The sequence below is a fragment of the Candidatus Alistipes pullistercoris genome, assembly GCF_027665465.1.
In the GTDB taxonomy this organism is placed as follows: Bacteria; Bacteroidota; Bacteroidia; order Bacteroidales; family Rikenellaceae; genus Alistipes_A; species Alistipes_A hominis.
Window position 1 is genome coordinate 240,476 of record NZ_JAQDED010000003.1, and the last position, 26,277, is coordinate 266,752.

The following is a 26,277-nucleotide window of genomic DNA, read 5'->3' on the forward strand; positions in this document are numbered from 1 at the left end:
GGAAAAAATGAGAAATAAATTAAGGAACCTGGCAATAGCTTTACTGTTTATATTGACAAATGTTTCCGTTTTTGCTCAACCCGACGACTCGACGAAGCAGACTCAAACTCCGCCGATGATTGATTTCAAATCTACTCCCAAAGCATATATTATCAATAATATAACCGTAAGCGGAGCCACCTACCGCGATCCGCAGTTCATTTCGGCCATGACCGGTCTGGTCAAGGGCGATACGATCATGTTGCCCAGCGAGTACATTTCCAATTCCATTAAGAAAATGTGGGGACAAGGAGTCTTCTCGGATATCCAGATGCTGGTGTCTCCCGTCGGCGATAGCGTGAATGTCGAAGTGGTGCTGAAAGACCGCCCCCGGGTGTATAATTGGAATGTGGAAGGTATCCGCAAGGGGCAGAAATCCGATTTGTTCGAAACCTTGAATCTGAAAAAGGGCCGTGAATTGTCCGATTTTATCCTGAACAGTTCGAAAGAGGCGATTCGAAAATATTTCCGGGAAAAAGGGTTTTATAATACGGAGGTGAGCTACCGCGTGGAAAACGACTCGACGCTGGAGAATGTGGTGAACGTGACGTTTGTGATCAACCGCAACCGACGGGTGAAGATCGGCGATATCGTCTTCGATGGGAACGAAGCGATTTCGGACAGGCAGTTGCGCGGCGCGATGAAAAAGACGCACCGCAAGAGCATCAACTTCCTGCGGGGAGCGAAGCTGAAGGAGAAAGAGTATGAAACGGACAAGGAAAATGTAATCGACTATTACAATTCGAAGGGGTATCGCAACGCCACGATCATCAGCGATTCGATCTATCCGATCAGCGACAACCGGATCGGGATCGCGATCAAGGTGGAAGAGGGAAACAAATTCTACTACCGGAACGTAACCTGGACGGGTAACGACGTCTACGATACCAAACAGTTGAACGACATGCTGGGAATCCGCCGGGGAGAAACCTATGACAAAAAGTCGCTGTATAAACGGTTGGGAATCGGTAAGGAGGATAACCCGGAGGATATGTCTTCGGTGAACTCGCTGTATCAGAACAACGGTTATCTGTTCTCCAAGATCGATCCGGGCGAAGAGGTCGTCGGCGAGGATTCGATCGATATCAATGTCAAGATATACGAAGGTAAACAGGCCAAAATCAACGAAGTGGACGTGTCCGGAAACCGGAAGGTGAACGACAACGTGATTCGCCGCGAACTGTACGTGCGTCCCGGCGAATTGTACAACCGTTCGTTGCTGATGGCGACGATCCGGCAGTTGAACCAGATGGGACATTTCGACCCCGAAAAGATGTTGCCGGACGTTCAACCGGTAGAAAATTCCACCGAACTGGTCGATATCGCGTTCCCGCTCGAAGAGGTGGCCAACGACAAATTCGAGATATCCGGCGGTTGGGGAAGCGGCATGTTCGTCGGCTCGATCGGCGTTCAGCTGAACAACATTGCGATCAAGAATTTCTTTAAGAAAGGTGCCTGGCGACCTTTCCCGCAGGGGCAGGGGCAGTCGCTGGCCGTCCGGGCGCAGAGTAACGGTTCGTATTACAAGGCCTTCTCGGTGAACTTTACCGAGCCGTGGTTGGGCGGAAAGAAGCCGAATTCGTTTACGCTCGGACTCTTCTATTCCAACGAGACGAATGCTTACTACGCATGGCAGTCCGGCACCAAGCACTTCCGTACGATGGGTGTTTCGGTCGGCTGGGGACGGAGGCTCAAGTGGCCCGACAGGAACTTCTCGCTGTACCACGAGCTCAGCTACCAGGCCTATAACCTGAAAGACTGGACGTCGTTCATCGTGGAAAACGGCACTTCCAATATTATCGCGTTGAAAACCGTTTTCAGCCGCAATACGGTCGATTCGCCGATCTATCCGCGTACCGGTTCGGAGTTCTCCGTTTCGCTGGCTCTGACTCCCCCCTACTCGCTGTTCCAGAAAAATATCGATTATTCCGATCCCAATTTGCCGGATCGTAAACGGTATAAATGGATCGAATACCATAAATGGCAGCTCAAAGCGCAGTGGTTTTACCCGTTGACCAACAATAACAAGCTGGTGTTTATGGCTAAAGCCGAAATGGGTTACCTGGGATCGTACAACAAGAACAAACCTTCTCCGTTCGAAGGGTTCGATGTCGGCGGCGACGGTATGTCGGGGTATAATGTGTACGGTGTGGATATTATCGGACTGCGCGGATACGAGGATGGCGCCCTGACCCCCTATTCGTATACGACGGACGGACGAACCGATTATGCGCGGGCATACAATAAATATACGATGGAGATACGTTATCCCATTATATTGAAGCCGAATTCGAATATCTATGGTCTGGTATTTGCGGAAGGTGGAAACGCTTTCAGGTCGTGGCAGGAGTTCGATCCTTTTCTGATCAAACGTTCTGTCGGCGTGGGACTTAGAATCTTTATGCCGGTCGTCGGACTGCTGGGTATCGACTGGGGATACGGTTTCGACAGGGCCGTGGGAGCGAGCCACCGCAGCGGAAGCCAGGTGCATTTTATGATCGGTCAACAGTTCTAATTTAAATTATCAGGCTATGAAAAAGTTCGTGGTATTGTTTGCACTCGTATTCTGCGCGGCAAGCGGCGCATGGGCGCAAAGTTATGTATTCGTGAATTCCGAGACGATTTTCAAGTCGCAGGCCGACTACAATAGTGCGATCAAGCAACTGGACGATCTGTCCGCGGAATATCAGAAAAATATCGACGATGCGTATGCGGAGTTGGACGAGACGTTCAACAACTATGCTGCGCAGCGGGGATATCTGTCCGAGACGAGCCGCCAGAACCGGGAGGAACAAATCGTCAACCGGGAAAAAGAGATTAAAAAATATCAGCAGGACGTTTTCGGTCCCGAAGGCGAGCTGATGAAAAAACGTATCGAGTTGATCAAACCGATCCAGGAGCGGGTTTTCGCCGCGATCAACAAGTACGCCGAAACCAACAATCTGGGAATGGTAGTCGACCGGGCGAATAATCAGACCCTGCTCTACTATCAGCCGGCGTTGGACAAAACCGATGAAATTATCAAAATGTTAAACAACAATTAAAACTTAATGTGAATTTTATGAAAACGATTCTCAAATTAACCTTGGTTGCGACGCTGTTGGTAGCGGGGAGCAGTGCTTACGCTCAGAAGTTCGGCTATATCAAGATGGACGACCTGATCTCTCTGATGCCGGAGAACGATTCGGCAATGGTCAAACTACAGGCTTTACAGAAAGAACTGTCGGAGCAATTGGAAGCCGTCCAGGTCGAATTCAATACGAAGGCGCTCGATTATCAGAAAAATGCCGCTACGCTTTCCGATGCGGTGAAAGAGATGAGGCAGAAGGAACTGGACGGCGTTCAGCAGCGTTACCAGGAACTGAGCCAGCTCGCTACGCAGCAATTTCAGAAAGCGCAGATGGATCTGTTCGATCCGGTGCTGAAGAAGGCGCAGGCTGCGATCGACAAAGTAAGCAAGGAAAACAGTTTCACGCTGGTGTTCAATACGGCCAACGAACCGCTGGCTTATTACAACGCGGCAACGGTAACCGACATCCTTCCTCTGTTGAAAAAGGAATTGAACCTGAAAGACAAGCCGACTACTCCGGTGACCGACGCGGCGGCGCCTACGGCTCCCGCGACCCCGGCAGCGAAATAACCGGATTTATAAAATACAAAAAGGCTCCTCGAAGAGGAGCCTTTTTTATGCCGGTATGCCGCGCGGCGGGTTATCTTACCCATTCGGTCCATTTACGGTCGTCGTCCGATCCGGATTTTACGATGGTTTCGATGAACTGCATACCGCGGATTCCGTCGTTCACATCCGGAAAATCCGTCCATTCCGGCCGGGGCGCTTCCCCGCTCCGCCGGGCCCGCACGGTACGTGCGAAATTCCGGTAAATGTTCGCAAAGGCTTCGATGTAACCTTCGGGATGTCCGCCGGGCGTGCGGGTGTTGGCTTTTGCAGCGGCTCCCATGTAAGCATTCCCGGTACGTACGACCTCCATCGGTCGGTCGTTCCATTTGACGTACAGCGTATTCGGTTCCATCTGTGCCCATTCGATGCCGCCTTTTTCGCCATAGATCCGGATCGTCAGCGGATTTTCTTCACCGGCGGCTACCTGGGTTGCGACCAGCACGCCGGTGGCGCCTCCGTCGAAACGGAGCAGTGCCGCGCCGTCGTCGTCGAGCAGGCGTCCTTCCACGACTGTACGCAGGTCGGCGCAGAGCGATGTGCATCGCTGCCCGGAGATGTATTCGGCCAGTTGCAGGGCATGAGTGCCGATATCTCCCATCGTTCCCGCTTTTCCGGAGCGGGACGGATCGGTGCGCCATCCGGCGTTTGAGGCGGGATCGAGTTCGACGCGCGTGGAGAGCCATCCTTGCGTATATTCGACGAATATTTTCCGGATTTTCCCGAAATCGCCGCGGGCGAAACGTTCGCGCGCTTCTTTGACGCCCGGATAACCGGAATAAGTATGGGTCAGCGCAAGGGTACGGCCGGTTTGTTCGACCTTGTCCCTGAGCCGGTAAGCTTCTTCGAGCGAAAAGGTGATCGGTTTGTCGAGTACGACGTCGAAGCCATGTTCCATAGCCATCGCGGCCGGCCCGAAATGCAGTTGGTTCGGAGTGACGATCGATACGAAATCCATGCGCCGTTCTTCCGGCAGCGCGGCTTCGCGCTCGATCATCTGTTGGTAAGAAGTGTATATCCGGTCGTCCGGTAAGAAATATTCCCGGCCGGAAGCCAGTGAAACTTCCGGTTTGCTGCTGAAGCATCCGCAAACCAGTTCGATCTGGTTGTCCATCAGCGCGGCGGCCCGGTGGATCGCACCGATAAAAGCGCCTTTCCCGCCGCCGATCATGCCCATTCTCAGTTTTCGGTTTATCATGATTGTGCTTTTAAGTTGGTTTGTAACAAAAATAGTAAAATATCCGGTTTATGCGGAATCCGTTCCCGAACGTGCCGCGTAAAAGTTACATTACAGTAATTTGCGGCTATAAAAAACGCCGGCTGAACAGCCGGCGTTTTTCGGGTATCGCTTGTTTTGCAGTCGTTATCTCTTTCTGGCCATTTGTTCCCGTTGTTTCATCATCTCTTCGTACCGTTGCTGGAACTTGCTCAACTTGCGCGGTTTTTTGGCATTTTCTTTCATCCGGTGGTGCAGTTTGTCCTCGTTTACGATGTAACGGAACGCATAGGTTTGCCCGATCGTAATGATGTTGCTGACCAGATAGTAGTAACTCAGGCCGCTGGAGTAATTATTGAACCAGAACAGCAGCATCAGCGGCATCAGGTACAGCATCATGAATTTCATGCCGGCCATCTGCGGGCCTGCTCCGGCCGTCTGCGCGTAGTTGATCTTCGACGAAATGAATACCGATACGGCCATCAGCAACGCGAACAGGCTGACATGGTCGCCGTAGAACGGAATGTTGAACGGCAGATGCAGGATGCTGTCGTACGACGAAAGGTCGTCGGCCCACAGGAACGATTTTCCGCGCAGTTCGATCGACGCCGGGAAAAAGCGGAACATGGCGATCAGGATCGGGAACTGGATCAGCATCGGAATACAGCCCCCCATCGGGTTGACTCCGGCGCTTTTGTACAGCGCCATCATCGCCTGCTGTTTCTTCATCGCGTCTTCCTGTTTCGGGTACTTCTCGTTGAGCTTGTCCATTTCCGGTTTCAGCAGGCGCATTTTGGCGGTCGAAAGGTAGGACTTGTAGGTCAACGGCGAGATGATGATTTTGATGAAGATCGTCAGCAGCAAGATGATCAATCCGTAATTCGAAATGTATTTACCCAGGAAATCGAACGTCGGGATTACCAGCCAGCGGTTCACCCAGCCGATGATCCAGCCTCCGAGCGGAACCAACTTTTGCAGGTGCAGGTCGTCGTATTTTTTCAGCGTCGAGTATTTGTTCGGGCCGAAATAGAAACTGAAATCGTAATGGTCGGTCTGCGGCGTATAGGGGACGGCCAGTTGCGTATGGAACGTTTTGATCTCGCGGGCGGTAGGCGCAAAGGTCGTGAATTTGACCGAGCCGTTCTGGAAATCGTCTCCGGCGATCAGGATCGACGAGAAGAACTGCTGCTTGAATGCCACCCATTTGATCTTGGAATTGATCGTCTCCTCTTTCGTTTCGTTGGAGATGCCGAGTTCCTCGATGCCGTCGTCGCCCGGGTAATTATAGGCGATCGTCGTGTAACGGTTCTCGTTTTCGAACCCTTTTTCGTTCTGGGGGCCGACATTCTGCCACGTGATTTCCATGTCGCCCTGGTTCGGCGACAAGATTTGCTGCATACCGACGAAACGCACGTCGAAGTCGATCATGTAGTTGTCCTTGCGGATCGTGTAAACGTAATCCACATAGGCGGCCGAATCCACCGGCAACCGCAGGACGAATTCCTTTTGCTCCTGCCCTGCCCCGAAAGTCAGGTCGGTCGCCTCGGCGGGGGTGAAGTAGTAATCCCCTGTTCGTATCTGGGCGTCGTTGTATCCCTGTTTGATGAAGAACGACAGATCGAATACCGAAGTCGTGTCGGCGAACAGCACCAGAGGCTGTCCCCCGTAGGTTTTGTAATCTTTCAGCTCGACCGAAGCGACGCGTCCGCCTTTGTTCGAAAAGCGGATTTTCATCAGGTCGTTTTCGACCGTATAGAAAGTTTCGGTTCCTTTGGTCGCTTGAAAAAGAGAGCTCCCGAGGTGGCGTTCGAGGGCTTGTTCGGCTTGCGCCGTCCGGAGGCTGTCGCCCGCTGGCGAGTTCGTCACGGTGATCTTTTCCACTTTCTGCGTTTGCTGAACGGCTGCCGCATTGGCGGCGTTCAGCGAATCGACGAGCGTTTTGGCTTCGTCGAACTGCGACTGCTGTTTACTGTTGTACCACGAAAAACTGAAGAGTATGACACCGATGATCAGTAGGCCCAGTAGCGTTTTCTTATCCATGTTTTGACGTCTTCTGTTTTATTTACAACTGTTGCTTTCGCAATATTTTTCGGCAGCCTTTACGAACGATACGAACAGCGGATGCGGGTGCAGTGCCGTACTTTTATATTCGGGGTGGTACTGCACGCCGATAAACCACGGATGGTTTTCCAGTTCGACGATCTCGACCAGGTTCGTATCCGGATTTACGCCGACCGGTTTGAGGCCTGCTTGGACGAACTCGTCCAGGTAGTCGTTATTGAATTCGTAACGGTGGCGATGGCGTTCGACGATCTCGGCTTTCCCGTATGCCGCATAGACTTTCGTGCCTTTTTGCAGGGCGCAAGGGTATCCTCCCAGCCGCATCGTGCCGCCTTTTTCGGTCACGCCCTTCTGTTCTTCCATCAGGTCGATCACCGGATGCGTCGTGCTGTCCATCTCGGTCGAATTCGCATCGGCGTATCCGAGCACGTTGCGGGCGAATTCGATTACGCTGCACTGCATTCCAAGGCAGATCCCGAAGAACGGGATTTTCTGTTCGCGGGCGTAACGCACCGCTTCGATTTTTCCTTCGATGCCGCGGTGCCCGAAACCGGGCGCTACCAGAATGCCGCACATGCCTTTCAGTTGCGCGGCGATGTTCTCTTTGGTGATCTTTTCAGAATTTACGTATTGCAGTTTCACCTTCGTATGGTTTGCGGCCCCGGCGTGTATGAACGATTCGACGATCGATTTGTAGGCGTCAGGCAGTTCGGTGTATTTGCCGACCAACGCGATGTTGACCTTTTTCTGCGGATGCTTGACCTTTTCGACGAATTCGATCCAGGCTTTCAGGTCGGGCTCTCCGTTGTCCGGCAGCCGTAGTTTATCGAGCACCACCAGATCGAGTTTCTGGTTCAGCATCATCAGCGGCACTTCGTAAATCGTCGGTACGTCGATCGATTCGACGACCGCATTGACGTCCACGTTGCAAAACAGCGCCACTTTGCGCCGGATGTCGTTGGTCAGGTGCTTTTCGGTGCGCAGTACCAGCGCGTCGGGCTGCAGGCCGTTTTCGAGCAACTGCTTGACCGAATGCTGGGTCGGCTTGGTCTTGAGTTCGCCGGACGCGGCCATGTACGGAATCAGGGTCAGGTGCACGACCAGCGAGTTGTTCGCTCCCAGTTCGTAGCGGAGCTGCCGGACGGCTTCGATGTACGGCAACGATTCGATGTCGCCGACCGTGCCGCCGATCTCGGTGATGATAACGTCGTATATTTTCTTGGCGCTCAGTAACTTGATTCGCCGTTTGATTTCGTCGGTGATGTGCGGGATGACCTGCACGGTCTTGCCGAGGAATTCGCCGCGCCGTTCTTTGTTGATAACGCTCTGGTAGATGCGTCCGGTGGTGACGTTGTTGGCCTGTGAAGTCGGGATGTTCGTGAAACGTTCGTAGTGCCCGAGGTCGAGGTCGGTCTCGGCGCCGTCTTCGGTGACGTAGCATTCTCCGTGTTCATAGGGATTCAGCGTTCCCGGATCGACGTTGATGTACGGATCCAGCTTCTGGATCGCTACTTTATAGCCCCGGGCTTGCAACAGCCGCGCGAGGGATGCGGAGATAATCCCCTTTCCCAGCGAAGAGGCGACGCCTCCGGTGACAAAGATAAATTTCGTTTTGTTCGTGTTACTCACAGCCATGTTTTTACTCTCCCTGCTTATCTATCATGTTAATCTTTTCAATCGTGGTTGCCATTTCCTCTTTCGCCTTGGCGATCTTCTCGTTGACGTCACGGATCATGGCCTCGGCGTTCTTGCTTTTCGAGAAGAAGCCGATGTTGTTTTCCAGCAGCGCGATGTCCGCTTCGAGTTGTTTCATCTTGTTGTACAGTCGTTCGCGTTCGTGGCGCAGGCGGCGGTCGTTGGCGTTGTCTGCCGCCAGGTTTTGGATTTTGCCTTTGAAGCGTTCCAGATGACGCTCTTTTTCATTGCCGCGCAACTTGGCGAAAGCGGCATCGACCAACTGACGCCATTCGTTTTGGATAGCCTCTTTTTGCCGGATCGGCACGAATCCGGTTTCGGCCCAACGGCGTTGCAGTTCTTTCAGTTTGTCGAAAGCCTTTTCCTGTCCGTCCGCGACGAAGTTTTTCATCTCTTCGATCAGCGCGCGTTTTTTCGTCAGGTTCTCTTCGTATTGGGTGTCGATCGTTGCGAAGTGGGCCGCCTTGCGCTCGAAAAAACGGTCGCAGGCCGTGCGGAACCGTTTCCACACCGCATCCGAATGGCGGCGTGCGACCGGCCCGATCTCTTTCCACCTTTTCTGTAGCGCGATCAGTTCGTCGGTGGCTTTTTTCCACTCCTCGCTGTCCTGAACGGCTTCGGCCGCAGCGCATATTTCGTTTTTCAGTTGCAGGTTGCTTTCCATCTCCATTTTCGTCTGGAGATAGAAATTCCGTTTGTTTTCGAAAAATTTATCGCATGCGTTGCGGAAGCGTTCGTAAATTTTGGTGTTGTCTTTTTTCGGGGCGAAACCGATCGTTTTCCATACTTTCTGGATTTCGATCAGTTGTTCCGAGGCTTTGTTCCACTCCTTGCGGGAGATCGGCGCAGCGGTGACCAGTTCCTCGGTCTTGACGCAAAGCTCGGTTTTCAGGTCGAGGTTTTTCTTTTGTTCCTCTTTCAGTTGGTCGAAATGTTCCTGATGCCGTTTGTTGATTTTCGAACTGGCTTCGCGGAAACGGTCCCACAACTGTTCCTTGTATTCGTTGGTCACAGGGCCTATTTCGCGCCACTGTTCGTGCAGCTTCTGTAATTTGTGGAACGCGGTAATGACCGAGTTCTCCAGCACCAGCGCTTCCGCCTCTTCGCACAGGGCGATTTTGGCTTCGTAATTCTTTTTCAGGTCGAGGTCGCGCAGTTCCTTGTTGATCTTGATGAAATTGTAGAAATTCTCGACGTGCAGGTTGTAAGTTTCCCACAGGTCTTTCATGACCGACTGCTGTACGAGCCCTGTCTCTTTCCAGCGCTGTTGCAGTTCGCGGAACGTGTTGAATGTCTGATTGAGCGTTTCGTTACTGTTGACCAGTTCTTTCAGTTCTTCGATGATCTGGAGTTTGGTCTGGTAGTTGGCTTCTTTTTCGGCGTCCAGCCGGGCGATGAACTCATTGCGTTTCTCGCGGTATTCGGCGAATAGCGTCTTGAACTGCTGCTCCGCTTCGTTTGCGGGCGGAACGAAATCTTCGCTATTGCCGCCCGATTCGACGAACAGCTTGCGCAACTGATCCACCTCGTTGCGGTAATTCTTATAGAAGGCTATTTTGATGGCTTCCACGTCTGCGCGGATCGTCTGTACGGGCTTCGTCCGCAGCAGCGTTTCGAAAATCGCGAGCAATTGTTCTTTGTTCTTCCCGGAATAGTCGACCGTCTCCGAAACGCGATCCCCGCCGGCGTTTTCTTCCGCAGGTTCTTCGTCTCCCAGATCGAATTCCGGAGCGTCGGCCGCCAGGGCCGCCTCTTCGTCCGAGAAGTCTACGACCGGATCGGCGGCGTTTTCCGGGGCCGGAGCCTGCGGGTCGGCCGGTGCGTCTTGCCGGTTCTTGCTTTCTTTTTCGACCGCCGGTTCGGCAGTCGGAGCGGTATCCGTCGTATCCTCAATGCCGGAAGCATTGACTTGTTCCTCGGGAACAGGCAGTTCGTTGTTTTCGGTAACCATCATCAAACGTTTTTAGATTCAGAAAAGTCCCGCTGCCAGCGGGCAGCTTTAAATTACAAAAGTATATGATTTTTCCTAAAAAACACAGTTCCCGTTCAAAAAGTTACCGGTATTCACGCCCTTTGCGGGAATATATAGCGAGCTTCTTAACTGTTTTTTAACAATAATTGCCTAAAATTGCATTTCCAAATTTTGCGATAACTCGAACTTTTATGGAATATGTTCATTTTCTGATCGATTTTTTGCTGCACATCGACGTGCATCTGGCGCAGATGGTCGCCCAGTACGGCGTATGGGTATACGCGATCCTGTTCGCGATCATTTTCTGCGAGACCGGCCTGGTCGTAACGCCTTTTCTGCCCGGAGATTCGCTGCTGTTCGTAGGCGGCGCGCTGGCCGCTTTGCCGACCAACGAGTTGAATGTCCATTTGCTGGTGCTGGCGGTGGCTGTCGCCGCCGTGTCGGGAGATGCGGCCAATTACACGATCGGCCGTTTGTTCGGCGAAAAATTGTTCAGGAATCCGGATTCCCGGATTTTCAAACAGAGTTACCTGGAGAAAACGCACGCTTTTTATGAAAAATACGGCGGAAAAACAATTATTCTGGCGCGATTCGTTCCGATCGTGAGGACGTTCGCTCCGTTCGTGGCCGGCATGGGGCACATGAGCTATCGGCATTTCGCCCTTTTCAATGTGGTCGGCGGGTGTGCCTGGGTGGCCGTTTTCTGTTACGCCGGATTTTTGTTCGGCGGACTGGACGTGGTGCAGGAAAATCTGAAGCTGTTGATCGTCGTGATCATCGTCGTTTCCATTTTGCCGGCTGTGATCGAGATATGGCGCAATAAACGTAAAAAAAAGTAAAATACATTTTCATTTCGTCGGTAAATGGCTACCTTTGTGTGATTTTGTTGCGGCCCCGGGCTGTCCTCTTTTTATCTCGACGGATGAGAAGAGCGTTTTTTTGCAGGGTATCCGGTCGCTCTCACCTCTTTACGGCCGGTTGTCGTTTCGGATGAAAACACAATTTAAATAATAATTGGTATTATGGAATTTGTCGATAAAATCAAACAGAAGGCGAAAAGCAACATCAAAACGATCGTCCTGCCGGAAGCCTACGAGGAACGCAACCTGAAGGCTGCCGACCGGATTATCAGCGAAGGGTTTGCCGATCTGATCCTGATCGGGAATCCGGATCAGATCCATCATCTGGCTTCGGAACTCTATCTGGAAAATATCGGGAAGGCGAAGATCGTCGATCCGCAAAACAATCCCGATAAGGAAAAGTACGTGGAACTGATGCTGAAGCTTCGGGCAGCCAAAGGATTGACCCGCGAACAGGCTGAAAAGCAGATCGCCGATCCGCTGTATTTGGGCGCCGTGATGGTGAAGGCCGGCGATGCGGACGGAGAGGTAGCCGGCGCGAACAATGCGACCGGCGACGTGTTGCGTCCCGCTTTTCAGTATGTTAAGACCATACCGGGGATCAGCGTCGTGTCCGGAGCGTTCATTATGATGCTGAAAGACCCGATGTTCGGGGAGAACGGGATGATGGTGTTCGCGGATTGTGCGGTGCATCCGAATCCTACGGCCGAAGAGTTGGCGCAGATCGCTGTGATGACCGGGCGGACGACCCGCGTGATCGCCGGTTTCGAACCGCGTATCGCGATGCTGAGTTTTTCGTCGAAAGGTTCGGCCAAACATGAAATGGTCGACAAGGTGGTGCGCGCGACCGAATTGGCCAAGGAGTTGGATCCGACGTTGATGATCGACGGGGAGTTGCAGGCCGACGCCGCGATCATTCCGGGTATCGGCGCGCAAAAAGCTCCCGGCAGCAAGATCGCCGGCAAAGCGAACGTACTGGTATTCCCGACGCTCGAAGTCGGCAACATCGCCTACAAGTTGGTGCAGCGCATGGCGCATGCCGAGGCGATCGGTCCGATCCTGCAGGGAATGGCCGCTCCGATCAACGACCTTTCGAGAGGGTGCTCGGTGGACGATATCGTCGGACTCGTCGCGATTACGGCATGCCAGGCGGGAGGAATGAAGTAATCTGAAGGTTAATATAAAGTGATATAAACTTATGAAAATCCTTGTTTTAAACTGTGGTAGTTCGTCGATCAAGTATCAGGTGATCGACATGAAGAGCGCCACGGAATATTCGCTGTTGGTGAAGGGCATTATCGAACGGATCGGTCTGTCCGACGCGATCCTGACGCATAAGCCGGTCGGAAAACCGGTTTACGAAGTGGTGCGGAGCATTCCGGATCATACGAGCGGGATCAGCCTGATCCTGGACGCGCTGGTCGATCCGGAGTACGGCGTACTGGAAAGCATCTCGGAGATCGCGGCGGTCGGTCACCGCGTGGCTCACGGCGGAGAGTATTTTAAGGACAGCGCTTTGGTGGACAAGTCCGTCAAGCAGAAGATCGAAGCTTGCTTCGACTTGGCTCCGTTGCATAATCCGGCCAATCTGAAGGGGATTCTCGCGATGGAAAACATCCTGCCGAACACGCCGCAGGTGGCCGTATTCGATACTTCGTTCCACCAGACGATGCCGGCCAAGAATTTTATGTACGCCCTCCCCTATAAATATTACGAGGATTACCGGGTGCGCCGTTACGGTTTCCACGGAACGAGTCACAAATATGTGGCCCAGACGGCTTGCAAGTTGACGGGGATCGATATGAATCGGTCGAAAATCGTGACTTGTCATATCGGTAGCGGAGCGTCGGTGGCGGCGATCCTGAACGGGGAGTCTTACGATACGTCGATGGGATTCACGCCGGTCGACGGCCTGATTATGGGAACCCGTTGCGGCAGCACCGATCCCGGCGCGCTGATTTATATCGCCGAGAAAGAAGGGATCAATCTGGATCGCCTGAGCGTGATGATCAATAAGGAGTCCGGAATGCTCGGCATTACCGGCGTTTCGTCCGATATGCGCGATATCCGCGCTGCGGCCGAGAGTGGGAATCCGCGGGCCGAACTGGCGATCGAAATGTTTGCGGCGCGGATCAAGAAGTTCGTCGGCGCGTATGCCGCGCTGATGGAGGGGATCGATATGATCGTCTTTACCGGGGGAATCGGCGAAAACGATCCGGGAACCCGGGAGCGCGTCAGCAAAGGGCTCGAATTCATGGGCGTGAAATTCGATCCCGAGGTGAACCGGGGCGTGCGCGGAAAAGACGTCGTGCTCTCTGCGCCGGATTCGCGCGTCAAGGTCGTTACGATCGCTACGAACGAAGAGTTGGTCATCGCTTCGGATACGTTCCGGTTGACCAAAAAACGCTCCGAATAATACGGTTGTTGCGGCGAATGCAAACGAATGTTCGAAAAGTTTTCCGGAATGAAAAAAACGGAAAACTTTTTGATGTTTCAAAGGATTGTTAAATTATGAAACGATGATAACGAAACTGGAAGAAATCATTCAGACCGTCCAGGGGCAGCCGCGTAAAAAACTGGCGGTAGCCTATGCGCAGGATTCGCACACGCTGGAGGCCGTTGGCGCGGCGGTGGATATGGGAATCGTCGAAGCGATCCTCGTCGGCGACCGCGACGAGATCGAGCGGGTTTGCATGGCGGACGAGATCGACCCGGAAAAGTTTTCGGTGATCGACCAGAAGAGCGATGTCGCCTGCGTGGCGACGGCCGTGAAAATGATCCATGACGGAATGGCCGATATTCTGATGAAAGGGCTGGTTTCTACCGACAAATACATGCGCGGGATTCTCGACAAGGAATTCGGGTTGCTTCCGCCCAAAGGGGTGTTGAGCCATGTGGCGGTGCTGGAGCTGCCGATGTATCACAAGTTGCTGCTGGTGTCGGACGTGGCGGTGATCCCCTACCCCGACCTGGATCAGAAGGTGCGGATCACCCGCTATCTGATCGAGGCGGCCCGGGCGCTGGGCGTTCAGAAACCCAAGGTCGCGGTGGTCGCTCCGAGCGAGCAGATGCTACCGAAAATCCAGTCGGCGGTCGATGCGGCGATCCTGTCCAAAATGGGCGACCGGGGACAGTTCGGAAATGCGTTGATCGACGGTCCGTTAGCGGTGGATGTGGCGCTGGTGAAGGAGGTAGCCCAGACCAAAGGGCTGTCGAGTCCGGTTGCAGGCGACGCCGACTGCCTGTTGTTCCCGACGCTGGATGCGGCGAATGCTTTCTTTAAGGCGGCAAACCAACTATGCCGCGCACCGCTGGCCGGGATGGTGGTCGGCACCAAATGTCCGTGCGTACTGACGTCCCGCGGCGATTCTCCGGCGTCGAAGCTCTATTCGATCGCAATGGCTGCGTTGTCCGTTAAAAAGTAAGAAGTGATGAAACAATACGGAATATTGGCGATCAACCCCGGTTCGACTTCTACGAAAATTGCGGTGTATCTCGATGAAACGGAGGCGATGAGCCGGACGATCCGTCACTCGGCGGAGGAGCTGCGGCCGTTCGCCCGCGTGACCGACCAGTTCGGTTTTCGCCGGGATCTGATTCTGAAAGTTCTGGAGGAGGAAGGTATTGCGCTGGACTCGCTGTCTGCGGTTATCGGGCGCGGGGGATTGGTCAAACCGATCGCTTCGGGCGTGTACGAGGTGAACGACGCGCTACGTCGGGATTTGATCCACGCTCCGCAGGGCGAGCACGCCTCGAACCTGGGCGGACTGCTGGCTGTCGAAATCGCGTCGCGGGTTCCGGATGCGAAGGCTTATATCGCCGATCCGGTCGTCGTGGACGAATTGGACGACGTAGCCCGCGTCTGCGGGCACGCGCTGTTTCGCCGGGTCTCTATTTTCCACGCTTTGAATCAAAAAGCCGTATCGCGGATTTATGCCGCGCGGGTCGGGAGAAAGTACGATGAACTGAACCTGATTGTCGCCCACCTGGGGGGCGGTATTTCGGTCGGCGCTCACCGGGGCGGACGGGTGATCGACGTGAATAACGCGTTGGACGGCGACGGCGCTTTTTCGCCCGAACGGTCGGGAACCCTACCGGCCGGACAGTTGGTGAAGCTCTGTTTCAGCGGACAATATACCGAGGCCCAGATCCGGCGAATGCTCTGCGGCAGCGGTGGTCTGGTTTCGTTGGCGGGCTCCAACAGCGTGCAGGAACTGCTCGAACGAGCGAAACAGGGCGACCGGGCCTGCGAACGGATCATCTACGCGATGGCTTACAACGTGGCCAAGGAGATCGGAGCTATGGCTGCCGTACTCGGCGGTCGGGTCGATGCGATTCTGATTACCGGCGGCATCGCGTACAGCGGCACGGTTTGCGACGCGATCCGCGAACGCGTTTCCTTTATCGCTCCGGTCGAGGTGATTCCCGGTGAAGACGAGATGGGAGCGCTGGCCGAAAATGCGCTGCGGGTATTGCGGGGCGAAGAGATGCCGAAGAAGTACGAATAAAACGTGCCGAAGAGATGTTTCCGGGACGTTTCGAAAGACCGGCAGCCGGCGCTGCCGGTTATTTTTTTGCCGGCGACAGTCGGGACGACCGGACGGAATCGGCCGGCTGTTCGACCGAAAACAGATCGCGGTCGGGCCATTTTTTTATTTTGCCCATCGCTTGTTTCATCATTGCGGCGATTTTCCGGGGAAAGCGGGAACCCGACCAGGAACTCGTGTTGGTGATGAATACCCAGGTGTAACCGTCGTGCTGCCGTTTGAGCATTGCGCTCGATCCGGACAGCGACCCGGTGCGCGACCAGTCGTCGCTTTCGGTGGTTCTCATCCAGCCGATCGGGTATTTCGATTTGTCTTTTTCGGTCATGTAGGCGATGGTTTCCGGTTTCAGGATGTCCGGCCGCGAATCGCCGGGGTCGATCGCCGTAATGAACTTCATCAGTTCCGCCGGAGAGGCTACCCAGCCTCCTGCCCCGCTCAGCACCTGCATGTCGCAGCCGCCGTAGCTGCGCGGAACCAACCGGCCGCTGCCGTCGAACGCTTCGGTCGGCTCGGCGTCGGAAGGCTCGTAATAGCGGACTTCGTTCGGGAATTTCTGTTCGTAGGACGAGCGGCCGATGTGCATGTCGTGGCATCCGGCGGGCGACAGAATGCTGTCCCGGATGAAACTCTCGTAAGGCAGTCCACTCGCTTTTTCGATTACTTTGGTCAGTACCACGTAGCCGAGGTTCGAATAGAGGTTGCTGCTTCCCGGTTCGTAGCGCAGGCGGGTTTCGGCCGCATAACGCACCATGTCGTCGAATCCCACCGGCGGAGCGATGCCCAATTGTTTTGCGACGCTCACCGAGCAGAACAGCGGATCGCCGCTGCGGATCGAGTAGCCTCCCTGGTGGCGCAGCAGATGCTCGACGGTTATTTTTTCGATCCGTTTGTCCCGTATATTCCGAAACAGCGAATCATTCAGGATGCCGTCGGCGCCGAAAACCCGGTCGCCGAGCGAAAGCCGTCCCTGTTCGCAGAGTTTCATGATGCCGGTCGCCGTGATCAGCTTGGAGAGGGATGCGATCCGGAAGATATGCCGGACGTCGGTACGGATGCCCTGTTCTTTGTCTGCCCAGCCGAATCCCTTGCTGTATAGTAGTTTGCCGTCTTTCATAATGGCGATCGACGCGCCGGTGATCTCCCATTGTTGCATGAAGCGTTCGACGATCCTCTCGAACTGCCGGGTCTCTTCGAGCTCCGAGTTGGAGTTGTCGAGCAGGTGGTTGATCCCTTCGGGTAGAATGATTTCCGGGATCGGGTTGTAAACGTTCCGCACGCTTTCGTGACAGCTCCGGTTTAGCGTGAAGACGGTCAATATCAAACACAGCAGTGCGTAAAAGTATCTGAATTTCACGGAGATCAGCTTGTTTTTTTGTTTTTATGATAACGGACGGCAGCAACGGCGACCAGCACGAGCACCCCTGCTCCCGCAGCCAGTACGATTTCCGGCGAAAAGCCTTCGCTCTTTCCGTAGGAGTGCAATCCCGACAGGTAATAATTTACACCGAAGAAAGTCATCAGCACCGTCGAAAAACCGACCACCGACATAACGTCGAAGACCAGCGGGTTCGTATTCAGCCGCGGAATAAAATGCAGGTGCGTCGTGACCGCGTAAACGATCATCGTGATCAGCGCCCAGGTCTCCTTCGGGTCCCAGCCCCAGTAACGGCCCCAGGACTCGTTGGCCCAGACGGCGCCGAAAAAGATGCCGGTGGTCAGCAGCACCAGCCCGACGAGCATCGCCATTTCGTTGATGATCCTCAGTTCCGCGAGGTTCTTTCCTGCGATCGTGGCGATCAGCGAAGCGATGCCGCAGGCCGCGCAGATACCGAAAAAACCGTAGCTGGCGGTAATGACCGACACGTGGATCATCAACCAGTAGGATTTCAGCACCGGTACCAGCGGGGTGATCTGCGGGTCGAGCCAGTTCAGGTTCGATACGAACAGGACGACCCCGCCGAGCAGCGCGGCCAGCGCGAGGGCCAGTTTCGACCGGCGGGCGAAAACGATTCCCGACAGTACGGTTGCCCAAGCGACGTAGACCATCGATTCGTAAGCGTTCGTCCAGGGGGCGTGGCCGCTGATGTAGCTGCGCAGTCCCAGTCCGAACGTATGCAGTGCGAAAACGATGAATATGGCGATCGAAACGACCCGGGCGGCGAGCGTCGCTCGGCGTTTGTTCTTTCCGAACATCCCCCGTAGGGCCGTTACGAGCAGGATTCCCCCGAGGATCAGGTAGGCCCGGAACGAAATCCGGAAAATATCCGCCCGGTTGTACAGGATTTCGGCTTCGATCCGCAGCGGTTGCAGCGACGGCGTCCGTGCTTGCTGGTATTGCCGGATGGCGTCGAGCGCCCGTCCGGCGGCCTGCGGGTCGGTTTGGGTCAGCGCGTTGCGGAATGCCGCGAACAGCCTCGGTGTCAGAACCGTGTCGGCTTCCGTCCGGTCGTCGCCCGGCGATATCCACCGCTGCGATCCGGCGACCGGGAAGATCGGGAACATCTGCCCGTTCAGCAGGGCGTACAGGATATTGACCTTTTCGTCCAGTTTCAGCAGCGTTTGTTCCGGCTTCGTGCGGTGCGCGGGCGGTTTGGCGTAAATGGTTTCCACCTGTTTCTTCAGCCGGTAATCGCCCCGATCGTCGAACATCGCATCGAACGATACGTATTTGTCCGGAAAACACGCTTCTTCCGGAAGAGGATTCTGTCCGATGTAAAGGATCGGTTCGCGGCCCCATGTCTGCCGGTCGGTCAGGATGCCGGCCAGCACCTGGTTGGCATTCAGATTTCCGTAGCTGTCGCGGTGATACAGCTTGCGGAGAATCTCCGAAGCGTAACTGTCCACCGGTTCGATGCGTCCGTCGGAAGATTGCAATAGCAATCGTCCGAACCGTTCGGCGGTTTCGGGCGCGATGCCGCCGGGAGTGGCGGGGCGGGCTGCGGCGACGGCTACGACGGACGAGCCGGCGAACAGAACGACCAGCGTCGCTTTTCCCAATTTCGCGTAAAGCGTTCTGAAACGGGAGCCTTTCTGGCACAAGGCGACTATCAGTCCGGCGATCAGCAGAAAATAGCCGGCGTAAGAAACGGCCGTGCCGACCGGATCGTGGTTCACCGACAGAATCGTGCCCTGTTCGTCCGGGTCGTAGGACGATTGGTAAAGGCGGTATCCCCCTACCCGCGCGATGTTGTTCATGTAGATTTTCCGGTGCGAGACATCGTCCCGGTAGCGGATCGTCACGTCGCTTTCATACGAAGACGGGCTTTGCGAACCGTGGTAGCGATGAAGTGTGAACCGGTTCAGCGTAACCGAAAACGGCAACGTCTGCACTTTGCGGTCGGGAGTCATCATCCGCCGGGCGGTTTCTCCCTCGCGGATGTGCATGTAGCCTTCTTCGCCCCACATGTGCGTGATAAAAGCTCCGGCGAGGATGACGACGAATCCGTAATGCAGCAATAACGCTCCCCTCCGCCGCCGGCTCCAGAGGTTCAGCCTCCGGCCGATCAGCATAAAATTCACGCAGAGCAGTAATAGCAGCAGGTCGAACCACCAGGCGTTGTAAATGATGCCGCGGGCCGCCTGCAGGTTCATTCCGGCCTCGATCAGCGTGGCTCCGGCCATCGCGACGGCCAAGACCCCGAGTAGTACGAAAGCGGTGCTCCACCGTGTCAGCAGGATGCGGATGTCGTTCAACAGGTTCATAAGTCCGGGAAACAGATACTGTACAAAGATACATTCCCGGAAACAAAAAACGGCCGGTCGCTCGCATTAATTTGTTAAAATAGATGTAACTTTCAGATATTAAGGATCGGATGCGGCGTCGATCCGGGCCGGGATCAATTTTACCGCGCCGTTGAGTCCCTGCGGGACCGTTCGTCCCGGGACGCGTTCGGTTGCCGGTTTCCGGCCAGCCGGCCGTTTGTGCAAGGGCCGGCAGTGAAAGGATGCAGGCGAAAATAAGGATTGTCAGTTTGTTCATCGGAGCGGTCGGAAGTCGGCTAAACAAAACTCGGCAAAAAATCCGATATAAACAAGCTTCGGAGCGGCCGGCGTTATCGGTAACGTTGCAGGTTCTGCGAATTATTATTACTTTAGCAACCGAATCACGCTCCGATCATTAACTTTTAAAATTATTACGGAATGAAGAAGATTTTTCCTTTGTGCATGGCGCTGCTGGGCGCTGTGTCCTGTTGTAAAAAGACGCAGCCGGGAGAGCCGGCGCTCTACTCGGCGGCCGATTTCGACTCGACGATCGACGGTAAGGCGGTGTCGCTCTATACGCTGAAGAATGCCAACGGAATGGCAGCGCAGATCACCAATTACGGCGGGATTATCGTGGACGTATGGGTTCCGGCCAAAGACGGCGCTTTCAAGGACGTCGTGCTGGGGTACCCGAAGCTGGCCGATTATTTCGTGCCGGAAAATACGTTTGCCGGAGCCATCACCGGGCGTTATGCGAACCGGATCGCCAACGGGAAATTCACGCTCGACGGCAAAGAGTATTCGTTGGCTATCAACAACGGCCCGAATACGTTGCACGGGGGGATCGTCGGTTTCAGTAAAAAAGTGTGGGACGCCCGCACCTTTACCAACGATGCCGGCGAACAGGCGCTCGAACTGATCTATGTTTCTCCGGACGGAGAAGAGAATTTTCCGGGTACGCTGACTACGAAAGTGGTTTATACCGTGACCGTGGATAATCAGCTCCGGATCGACTATACGGCTACGACCGACGCTCCGACGGTGCTGAACCTGACCAACCACGCCTATTTCAACCTGCATGGCGGCGATCATAAGACCAGCGTGAACTCCCATCGGGTAACGATCAACGCTGACCGGTACACGCCGACCGATTCGACGCTGATTCCGACCGGCGAGATCGCTTCGCTGGACGGTTCGGCCCTCGATTTCCGTACCCCGACGACGATCGGCGAACGGGTGCTGGGCCCTGACAGCGCGTTTAATTACCGCGACGGTTACGACCACAATTACGTGATCCGCCGTTCGTCGCCCGACGTGGTCGAGGCAGCCGAGGTCTACGAGCCTTCGACCGGTATCGTAATGACTGTGCTGACCGACACTCCCGGCATTCAGTTCTTTACCGGGAAATCGCGCGTGCAGCAGGACGAGACGGCTCCGTTCTATCGTTCCGCATTCGCTTTGGAAGCCCAGAATTATCCGGACGCGCCGAATCATCCGGATTTTCCGTCGGCCGTGCTTCGCCCGGGCGAAACTTATCGCCAAACGACCGTTTACGGTTTTTCGGCGAGGTAGTTGTTCGATGATCATCCTGCGGAGGGAACCGGCAAAACGCCGGTTCCCTCCGCGTTTTTACGGATTCCGGTCGCCGTGCTTGTCGGAGACAGCTTTCGGACGGAATGAATCGCTGTTCGGTGAAAACGGATGGTCGGAATATTGATCGTTTTATAACAGAATATGAAAATGGATTTTTATTTCCCGGCAAAAACGTTAATTTTGTATCCCGTAAAAATCTAACCAAAATTATATAAACGATGAGCCAAGTAAAATTTTATTTGGGGGAAGACATTCCCTTGGAATTGCACAAAGTGCGCGTGGTACAGAAACTCCACCTGGTTCCGATCGAACGCCGCCTGGACGCGATCAAAGAGGCCGGTTTCAATACGTTCCGTCTGAGTACGCTGGATGTATATCTGGACATGCTGACCGACAGCGGAACCAATGCGATGAGCGACAATCAGGTGGCCTCTATGTTGCAGGCCGACGATGCGTATGCCGGTTCGCAGAGTTTTATCAAACTTCAAAAGGCGGTCGAAGACGTATTGGGTAAAAAATACCTGCTGCCGGTTCACCAGGGCCGTGCGGCCGAGAACGTCATTTGCCGGGCTTTTATTAAGAAGGGCGACATTATCCCGACCAACTACCATTTTACGACCGTGCTGGCGCATGTGCTCGAAAACGGAGGAAAGATCGAGGAATTGCTGCACGATCATGCGCTGGTGCTTCATTCCGACCATCCGTTCAAAGGGAACATGGATATCGAAAAACTCGAAGCCTGCATCCAAAAGCACGGCGTCGATAAAATTCCGTTCATCCGGATGGAAGCTTCCACGAACCTGATCGGCGGTCAGCCGTTCTCGATGAGCAACCTGATGGACGTTCGCCGCGTTGCGGACAAATACGGCATCATGCTGGTGCTGGATGCCAGTCTGCTCGGTGAAAACGCTTACCTGATCCAGCAGCGCGAGGAGCAGTGGAAGGAAAATTCGATGGCCGATATCATCAAGATGATGACCGGTTTGGCCGACCTGGTTTACTTCTCGGCCCGCAAGCTCAGTTCGTCGCGCGGCGGCGGCATCTGTACTAATCGCAAGGATTTGTACGGTAAGATGGAGGCGCTGATTCCGTTGTTCGAAGGATTCCTGACTTACGGCGGTATTTCGGTGCGCGAGATCGAGGCGATGGCCGTCGGTTTGCGCGAGACGCTCGACGAGACGATGATCAGCCAGAGTCCGTCGTTTATCAAATACCTAGTCGAATCGCTCGACAAGCTCGGTATTCCGGTAGTGACCCCTCCGGGCGTGTTGGGAGCCCACGTGGATGCGATGGCTTTCTGTCCGCACATTCCGCAGACCGAATACCCCGCCGGCGCGCTGGCAGCCGCGTTTTACCTGATTTCGGGTATCCGCGGAATGGAACGGGGGACCATATCGAGCGTCCGGGACGAGAACGGCGACGAGATCCTGGCCGACGTGGAACTGTTGCGTCTGGCCGTGCCGCGCCGCGTGTTCACGCTGTCGCAGGTCAAGTACGTGATCGACCGCCTGGCCTGGTTGTATGAAAACCGCGACATGATCGGCGGCCTGAAGTTCGTTTACGAACCGCCCGTACTGCGTTTCTTCATGGGAGGACTCGAACCGACCAGCGACTGGCCCGAAAAACTGATGATTAAATTCCGCAAGGATTTCGGCGAAAGCCTTTAGCGATAAGAAGTCATTCGCTTTTGGCCGGTGTCGGGGATTCCGGCGAAAAGTTTATAAACGAAAACGGAAGGGAAACGTTCCCTTCCGTTTTCGTTTTTGATTGTTAGTTGAGTTTTATCCAGGTGAGTTTGTGCCAGATTCCCTCGAAAGATTTGTTTGCTTTAAAGATTCTGTGCATTCAGCGCTTTGTGCTCCAAGTTTAGAACGTTTCCTATTTCGAGGAACGACGCGCCTTTGGCGGCCCCGAAACTTCCGCCGATCACGACGATCATATCCTCCTTACAAAGCCATTTCCGGTCTTCCAGGTAGTACAGCACGCCGAGTAGGAAACTTTCGTGGTTGATGGTCGGTTCGCGGTACATGGCGTGGATGCCGTAGGAGATTCCGAGCTGCCGCATCACGCTCTTGCGGTAGCAGACGGCGTACACCGGTTTCTCGCCGCGGAAGGCGGCCAGGTAACGTCCCGTGCGTCCCGAAAGCGTGTCGATGATGATGGCCCGGATCGGTAAGTTGATGCAGGCGCGCACGGCCGAACGCGAAAGCTGCGCGGTGATTTCGTTGTTGATGCGCACCAGGTTCATGTCGTAGTTCGGACTGTTCTGCGCCGTATCCTTTTCGATCTCGCGGGCCACGCGGGCCATCGTCTTCACCGCTTCGACCGGGTACTGACCGTTGGCTGTTTCACCGCTCAGCATCACGGCGTCCACGCGCTGGTAAATGGCATTGGCCACGTCGCTGATCTCGGCGCGCGTTGGACGCGGGTGTGTGATCATCGTATGCAGCATCTGGGTCGCAATGATGACCGGTTTTTTACTTTCGATGCACTTGCTGACCAGCAGGCGTTGGGCGACGGGAATCTGTTCGGCCGGAATTTCGACGCCCAGGTCGCCGCGGGCGACCATGATTCCGTAGGTCTCGTCCAGGATTTCGTCGATGTTGTCGACCCCTTCTTTGTTTTCGATTTTGGAGATGATCTTGATCGAACTGTTGCGTCTTTTGATCAACTCCTTGACGGCCAGCACGTCCTCTTTTTTGCGGACGAACGAGTGGGCGATGAAATCTACGTCCATGTCGATGGCCCAGTTGATGAACCGCGCGTCGCGTTCGGTGACCGATGGCAAGTCGATGGCCACGCCGGGGATGTTTACGCTTTTACGACCGTAGATGACTCCCCCGTTGCGCACTTCGCAGACCAGTTCGTCGCCGCGCTTTTCTCGGACGTACAGTTCCAGTTCCCCGTCGTCGACCAGGATTACCGAGCCGGCCGGCACGTCCCGGGAGATGTGCCCGTCGTTCAGATAGATCAGTTCGTTGTTCGACGGCAGGTCTTCCGACGTGCCCCTGAGCCGGACGATGTCGCCGGTCGAAACGGGAATACCCGCTTCGAATCCCGGAGCCATGCCCGTGATCCGGATCTCGGGCCCTTTCGTATCGATGATGATAGCGATCTGTTCCGACACTTTCCGCACGTTCTCGACAATCGTCGTGGCCCCTTCGGGCGTCAGGTGGGCCGAGTTGATCCGCGCGGCGTTCATGCCGGCTTCGTACAGGGCTCTGATAAATTCCGGTTCGCAATGTTTGTCCGAGATGGTGGCTATGATCTTTGTCTTTTTGTCCATGAGTAGGTGTCTTAAATAATCTGGTTTTATATTGAAAACGAATCGTCGGGGACCGTTAATTCAGGAAGCCGAGTATCCCCAGCCGGTAAGAGTCGAGTCCGAAACCCATCACCGATCCTTTGCATTTGGGGGCGATCAGCGAAACGTGGCGGAACTCTTCGCGGGCGAGGATGCAGGAAATGTGCACCTCGACGACCGGGATGCGGATTCCTCCGATGGCGTCGGCGATGGCGATCGACGTGTGGGTGTAGGCTCCGGCGTTCATTACGACCCCGTCGTAGGCGTCCTGCGCTGTGTGCAACTTGTCGACCAGTTCTCCTTCGATGTTGGATTGGTAATAGTCGAGCGTGATGTCCGGAAACCGTTTTTTCAGTTCGTCCAGGTAAGATTCGAAGGTTTGTTCTCCGTAGATACCCTTTTCGCGTTGTCCCAGCAGGTTCAGGTTCGGGCCGTTAATAATCAGTAACTTCATCGGGATAAAAATTTTACGGATAGGATCAAAAACATTTTCTCAAATTCGGTACAAAAATACAACGGTAATTTGAATATTTAGCATATTTTTGTAATAATTTAACGAATTGATAACAAGCGCAGACGGATGGAATTGCGAGAATTGGGCGAGTTCGGTTGGATTGCGGGTATCCGCGAAAAGTTTCGGGGCGTCCCTTCCGGGGAAAGTCTCGGAATCGGGGACGACTGCGCCGTAATCCCGTGTGGAGACGGAGAAGCGTTGGTCGTTACGACCGATATGTTGATCGAAGACGTTCATTTTTTGCGTGCGGTGATTCCTCCTTACCTGCTGGGACGCAAATCGCTTGCCGTAAATCTCAGCGACGTCGCTTCGATGGGCGCCGTTCCGATCGCATCGTTTTTATCGATCGCTCTTCCGGGGGATGTCTCCGCCGGTTGGGCCGACCGTTTTACCGACGGTTACCGTAGCCTGTCGGAAGAGTTCGGGGTTCCGCTGCTGGGCGGGGATACCACCTCTTCGCAGGATCGAATTGCGATCAACGTGACGGCCATCGGGCGTATCGCCCGTGCGAAAGTCAAATATCGGAGCGGAGCCAGAGAAAACGATATAGTCTATGTGACAGGGTATTTAGGAGATTCGGCTCAAGGATTGCTCGATATTCGGTCGGGCGTATACGACTCGCCGTTCATCGCCGTGCACCACGATCCGCATCCGTGCGTCAACGAAGGGATCTGGCTGGGGAACCAACCGGAAGTGCATGCGATGATGGATATTTCGGACGGACTCGCTTCCGACCTGTCTCATATTCTGGAAGAGTCGGAGACCGGCGCCGAGATTTCCATCGAGCGGATACCGACCCGTACGACCGTCGAGCTGGCCGTTACGGGCGGCGAAGATTACCAGTTGCTGCTGACCGTCGGAGCCGAAGCCGCCGACCGGATTGCGGCGGAGTACGTCCGGCATTTCGGGAAGCCGTTGTACGGGATCGGTCGGATACGATCCGGAGCTCCGGATATAATCTGGTCGGACAACGGGGAGGTCGTCCGACCGCAGTGGAAGGGATTTCGTCATTTTTGACCGATCGCCGGTACCGCGCGACGTCCTGGGTGTCGGCGGTCGGTTGTATCTGATCCGCGACGGACGGACTTTCCGGGTGCG

General features: G+C 54.7%; 19 protein-coding genes. 11 read left to right on the plus strand and 8 right to left on the minus strand.

Translation table 11 applies throughout. From position 1 onward, the window contains the following. The first annotated feature begins 115 nt into the window (after positions 1-115). The 3 genes from PGR91_RS06645 to PGR91_RS06655 are packed head-to-tail and all read left to right on the plus strand — an operon-like array spanning position 116 to position 3,679. The gene (locus PGR91_RS06645; RefSeq protein ID WP_101570596.1) at positions 116-2,554 is read left to right on the plus strand and encodes a BamA/OMP85 family outer membrane protein; all 2,439 of its coding nucleotides are present in this window, start codon (positions 116-118) and stop codon (positions 2,552-2,554) included. A gap of 16 nt (positions 2,555-2,570) precedes the next feature. Further along, positions 2,571-3,083: an OmpH family outer membrane protein gene (locus PGR91_RS06650; protein ID WP_101570594.1), complete on the plus strand. Its 513-nt coding sequence runs from the start codon at positions 2,571-2,573 to the stop codon at positions 3,081-3,083. Positions 3,084-3,100: 17 nt separating this feature from the next. Further along, the gene (locus tag PGR91_RS06655; RefSeq protein WP_070103301.1) at positions 3,101-3,679 is read left to right on the plus strand and encodes an OmpH family outer membrane protein; all 579 of its coding nucleotides are present in this window, start codon (positions 3,101-3,103) and stop codon (positions 3,677-3,679) included. A 70-nt stretch (positions 3,680-3,749) separates the two neighbouring features. Here the strand turns inward: PGR91_RS06655 and PGR91_RS06660 are convergent, their stop codons facing one another. The 4 genes from PGR91_RS06660 to PGR91_RS06675 all read right to left on the minus strand — a co-directional run bounded on the left by PGR91_RS06660 (position 3,750) and on the right by PGR91_RS06675 (position 10,638). After that, a complete protein-coding gene (locus PGR91_RS06660) occupies positions 3,750-4,913 on the minus strand; it encodes a Gfo/Idh/MocA family protein (RefSeq protein ID WP_118457427.1) in 1,164 nt (387 codons plus the stop codon). Positions 4,914-5,078: 165 nt separating this feature from the next. Beyond that, complete coding sequence (gene yidC / locus PGR91_RS06665; RefSeq protein ID WP_101570588.1) at positions 5,079-6,971, minus strand: membrane protein insertase YidC; 1,893 nt, start codon at positions 6,969-6,971, stop codon at positions 5,079-5,081. An 18-nt stretch (positions 6,972-6,989) separates the two neighbouring features. Then, positions 6,990-8,627, minus strand: coding sequence for a CTP synthase (locus tag PGR91_RS06670; protein ID WP_055204223.1), 1,638 nt, complete (start codon positions 8,625-8,627; stop codon positions 6,990-6,992). Positions 8,628-8,631: 4 nt separating this feature from the next. Beyond that, positions 8,632-10,638, minus strand: coding sequence for a DUF349 domain-containing protein (locus tag PGR91_RS06675; protein ID WP_055204224.1), 2,007 nt, complete (start codon positions 10,636-10,638; stop codon positions 8,632-8,634). A gap of 212 nt (positions 10,639-10,850) precedes the next feature. Here PGR91_RS06675 and PGR91_RS06680 point away from each other — a divergent pair, with 212 nt between their 5' ends. The 5 genes from PGR91_RS06680 to buk all read left to right on the plus strand — a co-directional run bounded on the left by PGR91_RS06680 (position 10,851) and on the right by buk (position 16,027). After that, complete coding sequence (locus PGR91_RS06680; RefSeq protein WP_101570586.1) at positions 10,851-11,498, plus strand: DedA family protein; 648 nt, start codon at positions 10,851-10,853, stop codon at positions 11,496-11,498. A 183-nt stretch (positions 11,499-11,681) separates the two neighbouring features. Then, a complete protein-coding gene (gene pta, locus PGR91_RS06685; RefSeq protein WP_055204228.1) occupies positions 11,682-12,686 on the plus strand; it encodes a phosphate acetyltransferase in 1,005 nt (334 codons plus the stop codon). Between the two features lie 31 nt (positions 12,687-12,717). Continuing rightward, positions 12,718-13,935: an acetate/propionate family kinase gene (locus tag PGR91_RS06690; RefSeq protein ID WP_055204229.1), complete on the plus strand. Its 1,218-nt coding sequence runs from the start codon at positions 12,718-12,720 to the stop codon at positions 13,933-13,935. A 103-nt stretch (positions 13,936-14,038) separates the two neighbouring features. Further along, entirely contained in the window at positions 14,039-14,944 is a 906-nt protein-coding gene (locus PGR91_RS06695; RefSeq protein ID WP_101571571.1) for a phosphate acyltransferase, read from the plus strand. A gap of 6 nt (positions 14,945-14,950) precedes the next feature. Next, complete coding sequence (buk, locus tag PGR91_RS06700) at positions 14,951-16,027, plus strand: butyrate kinase (RefSeq protein WP_101570582.1); 1,077 nt, start codon at positions 14,951-14,953, stop codon at positions 16,025-16,027. Between the two features lie 58 nt (positions 16,028-16,085). On the opposite strand, the gene PGR91_RS06705 is transcribed toward buk, so the two are convergent. Further along, positions 16,086-17,420, minus strand: a complete 1,335-nt coding sequence (locus PGR91_RS06705) for a serine hydrolase domain-containing protein (RefSeq protein ID WP_228385775.1) — start codon at positions 17,418-17,420, stop codon at positions 16,086-16,088. Positions 17,421-17,425: 5 nt separating this feature from the next. Further along, complete coding sequence (gene ccsA / locus PGR91_RS06710; RefSeq protein WP_101570578.1) at positions 17,426-19,768, minus strand: cytochrome c biogenesis protein CcsA; 2,343 nt, start codon at positions 19,766-19,768, stop codon at positions 17,426-17,428. A gap of 438 nt (positions 19,769-20,206) precedes the next feature. Here ccsA and PGR91_RS06715 point away from each other — a divergent pair, with 438 nt between their 5' ends. Beyond that, entirely contained in the window at positions 20,207-21,340 is a 1,134-nt protein-coding gene (locus tag PGR91_RS06715) for an aldose epimerase family protein (protein WP_118656620.1), read from the plus strand. 239 nt (positions 21,341-21,579) lie between these two features. Next, positions 21,580-23,028 (plus strand): tryptophanase, encoded by a 1,449-nt coding sequence (locus tag PGR91_RS06720; RefSeq protein ID WP_101570574.1) that lies wholly within the window; start codon positions 21,580-21,582, stop codon positions 23,026-23,028. A gap of 161 nt (positions 23,029-23,189) precedes the next feature. Here PGR91_RS06720 and pyk read toward each other — a convergent pair whose 3' ends face one another. Together pyk and aroQ are read right to left on the minus strand one after the other, a co-directional pair. Next, on the minus strand, positions 23,190-24,647 hold the full coding sequence (gene pyk, locus PGR91_RS06725; RefSeq protein ID WP_101570572.1) for a pyruvate kinase: 1,458 nt from the start codon (positions 24,645-24,647) through the stop codon (positions 23,190-23,192). A gap of 55 nt (positions 24,648-24,702) precedes the next feature. Beyond that, entirely contained in the window at positions 24,703-25,119 is a 417-nt protein-coding gene (gene aroQ / locus PGR91_RS06730; RefSeq protein ID WP_118656622.1) for a type II 3-dehydroquinate dehydratase, read from the minus strand. Between the two features lie 126 nt (positions 25,120-25,245). On the opposite strand from aroQ, the gene thiL reads away from it, so the two are divergent. After that, positions 25,246-26,196, plus strand: a complete 951-nt coding sequence (gene thiL / locus PGR91_RS06735; protein WP_182424241.1) for a thiamine-phosphate kinase — start codon at positions 25,246-25,248, stop codon at positions 26,194-26,196. Positions 26,197-26,277: the final 81 nt, after the last annotated feature.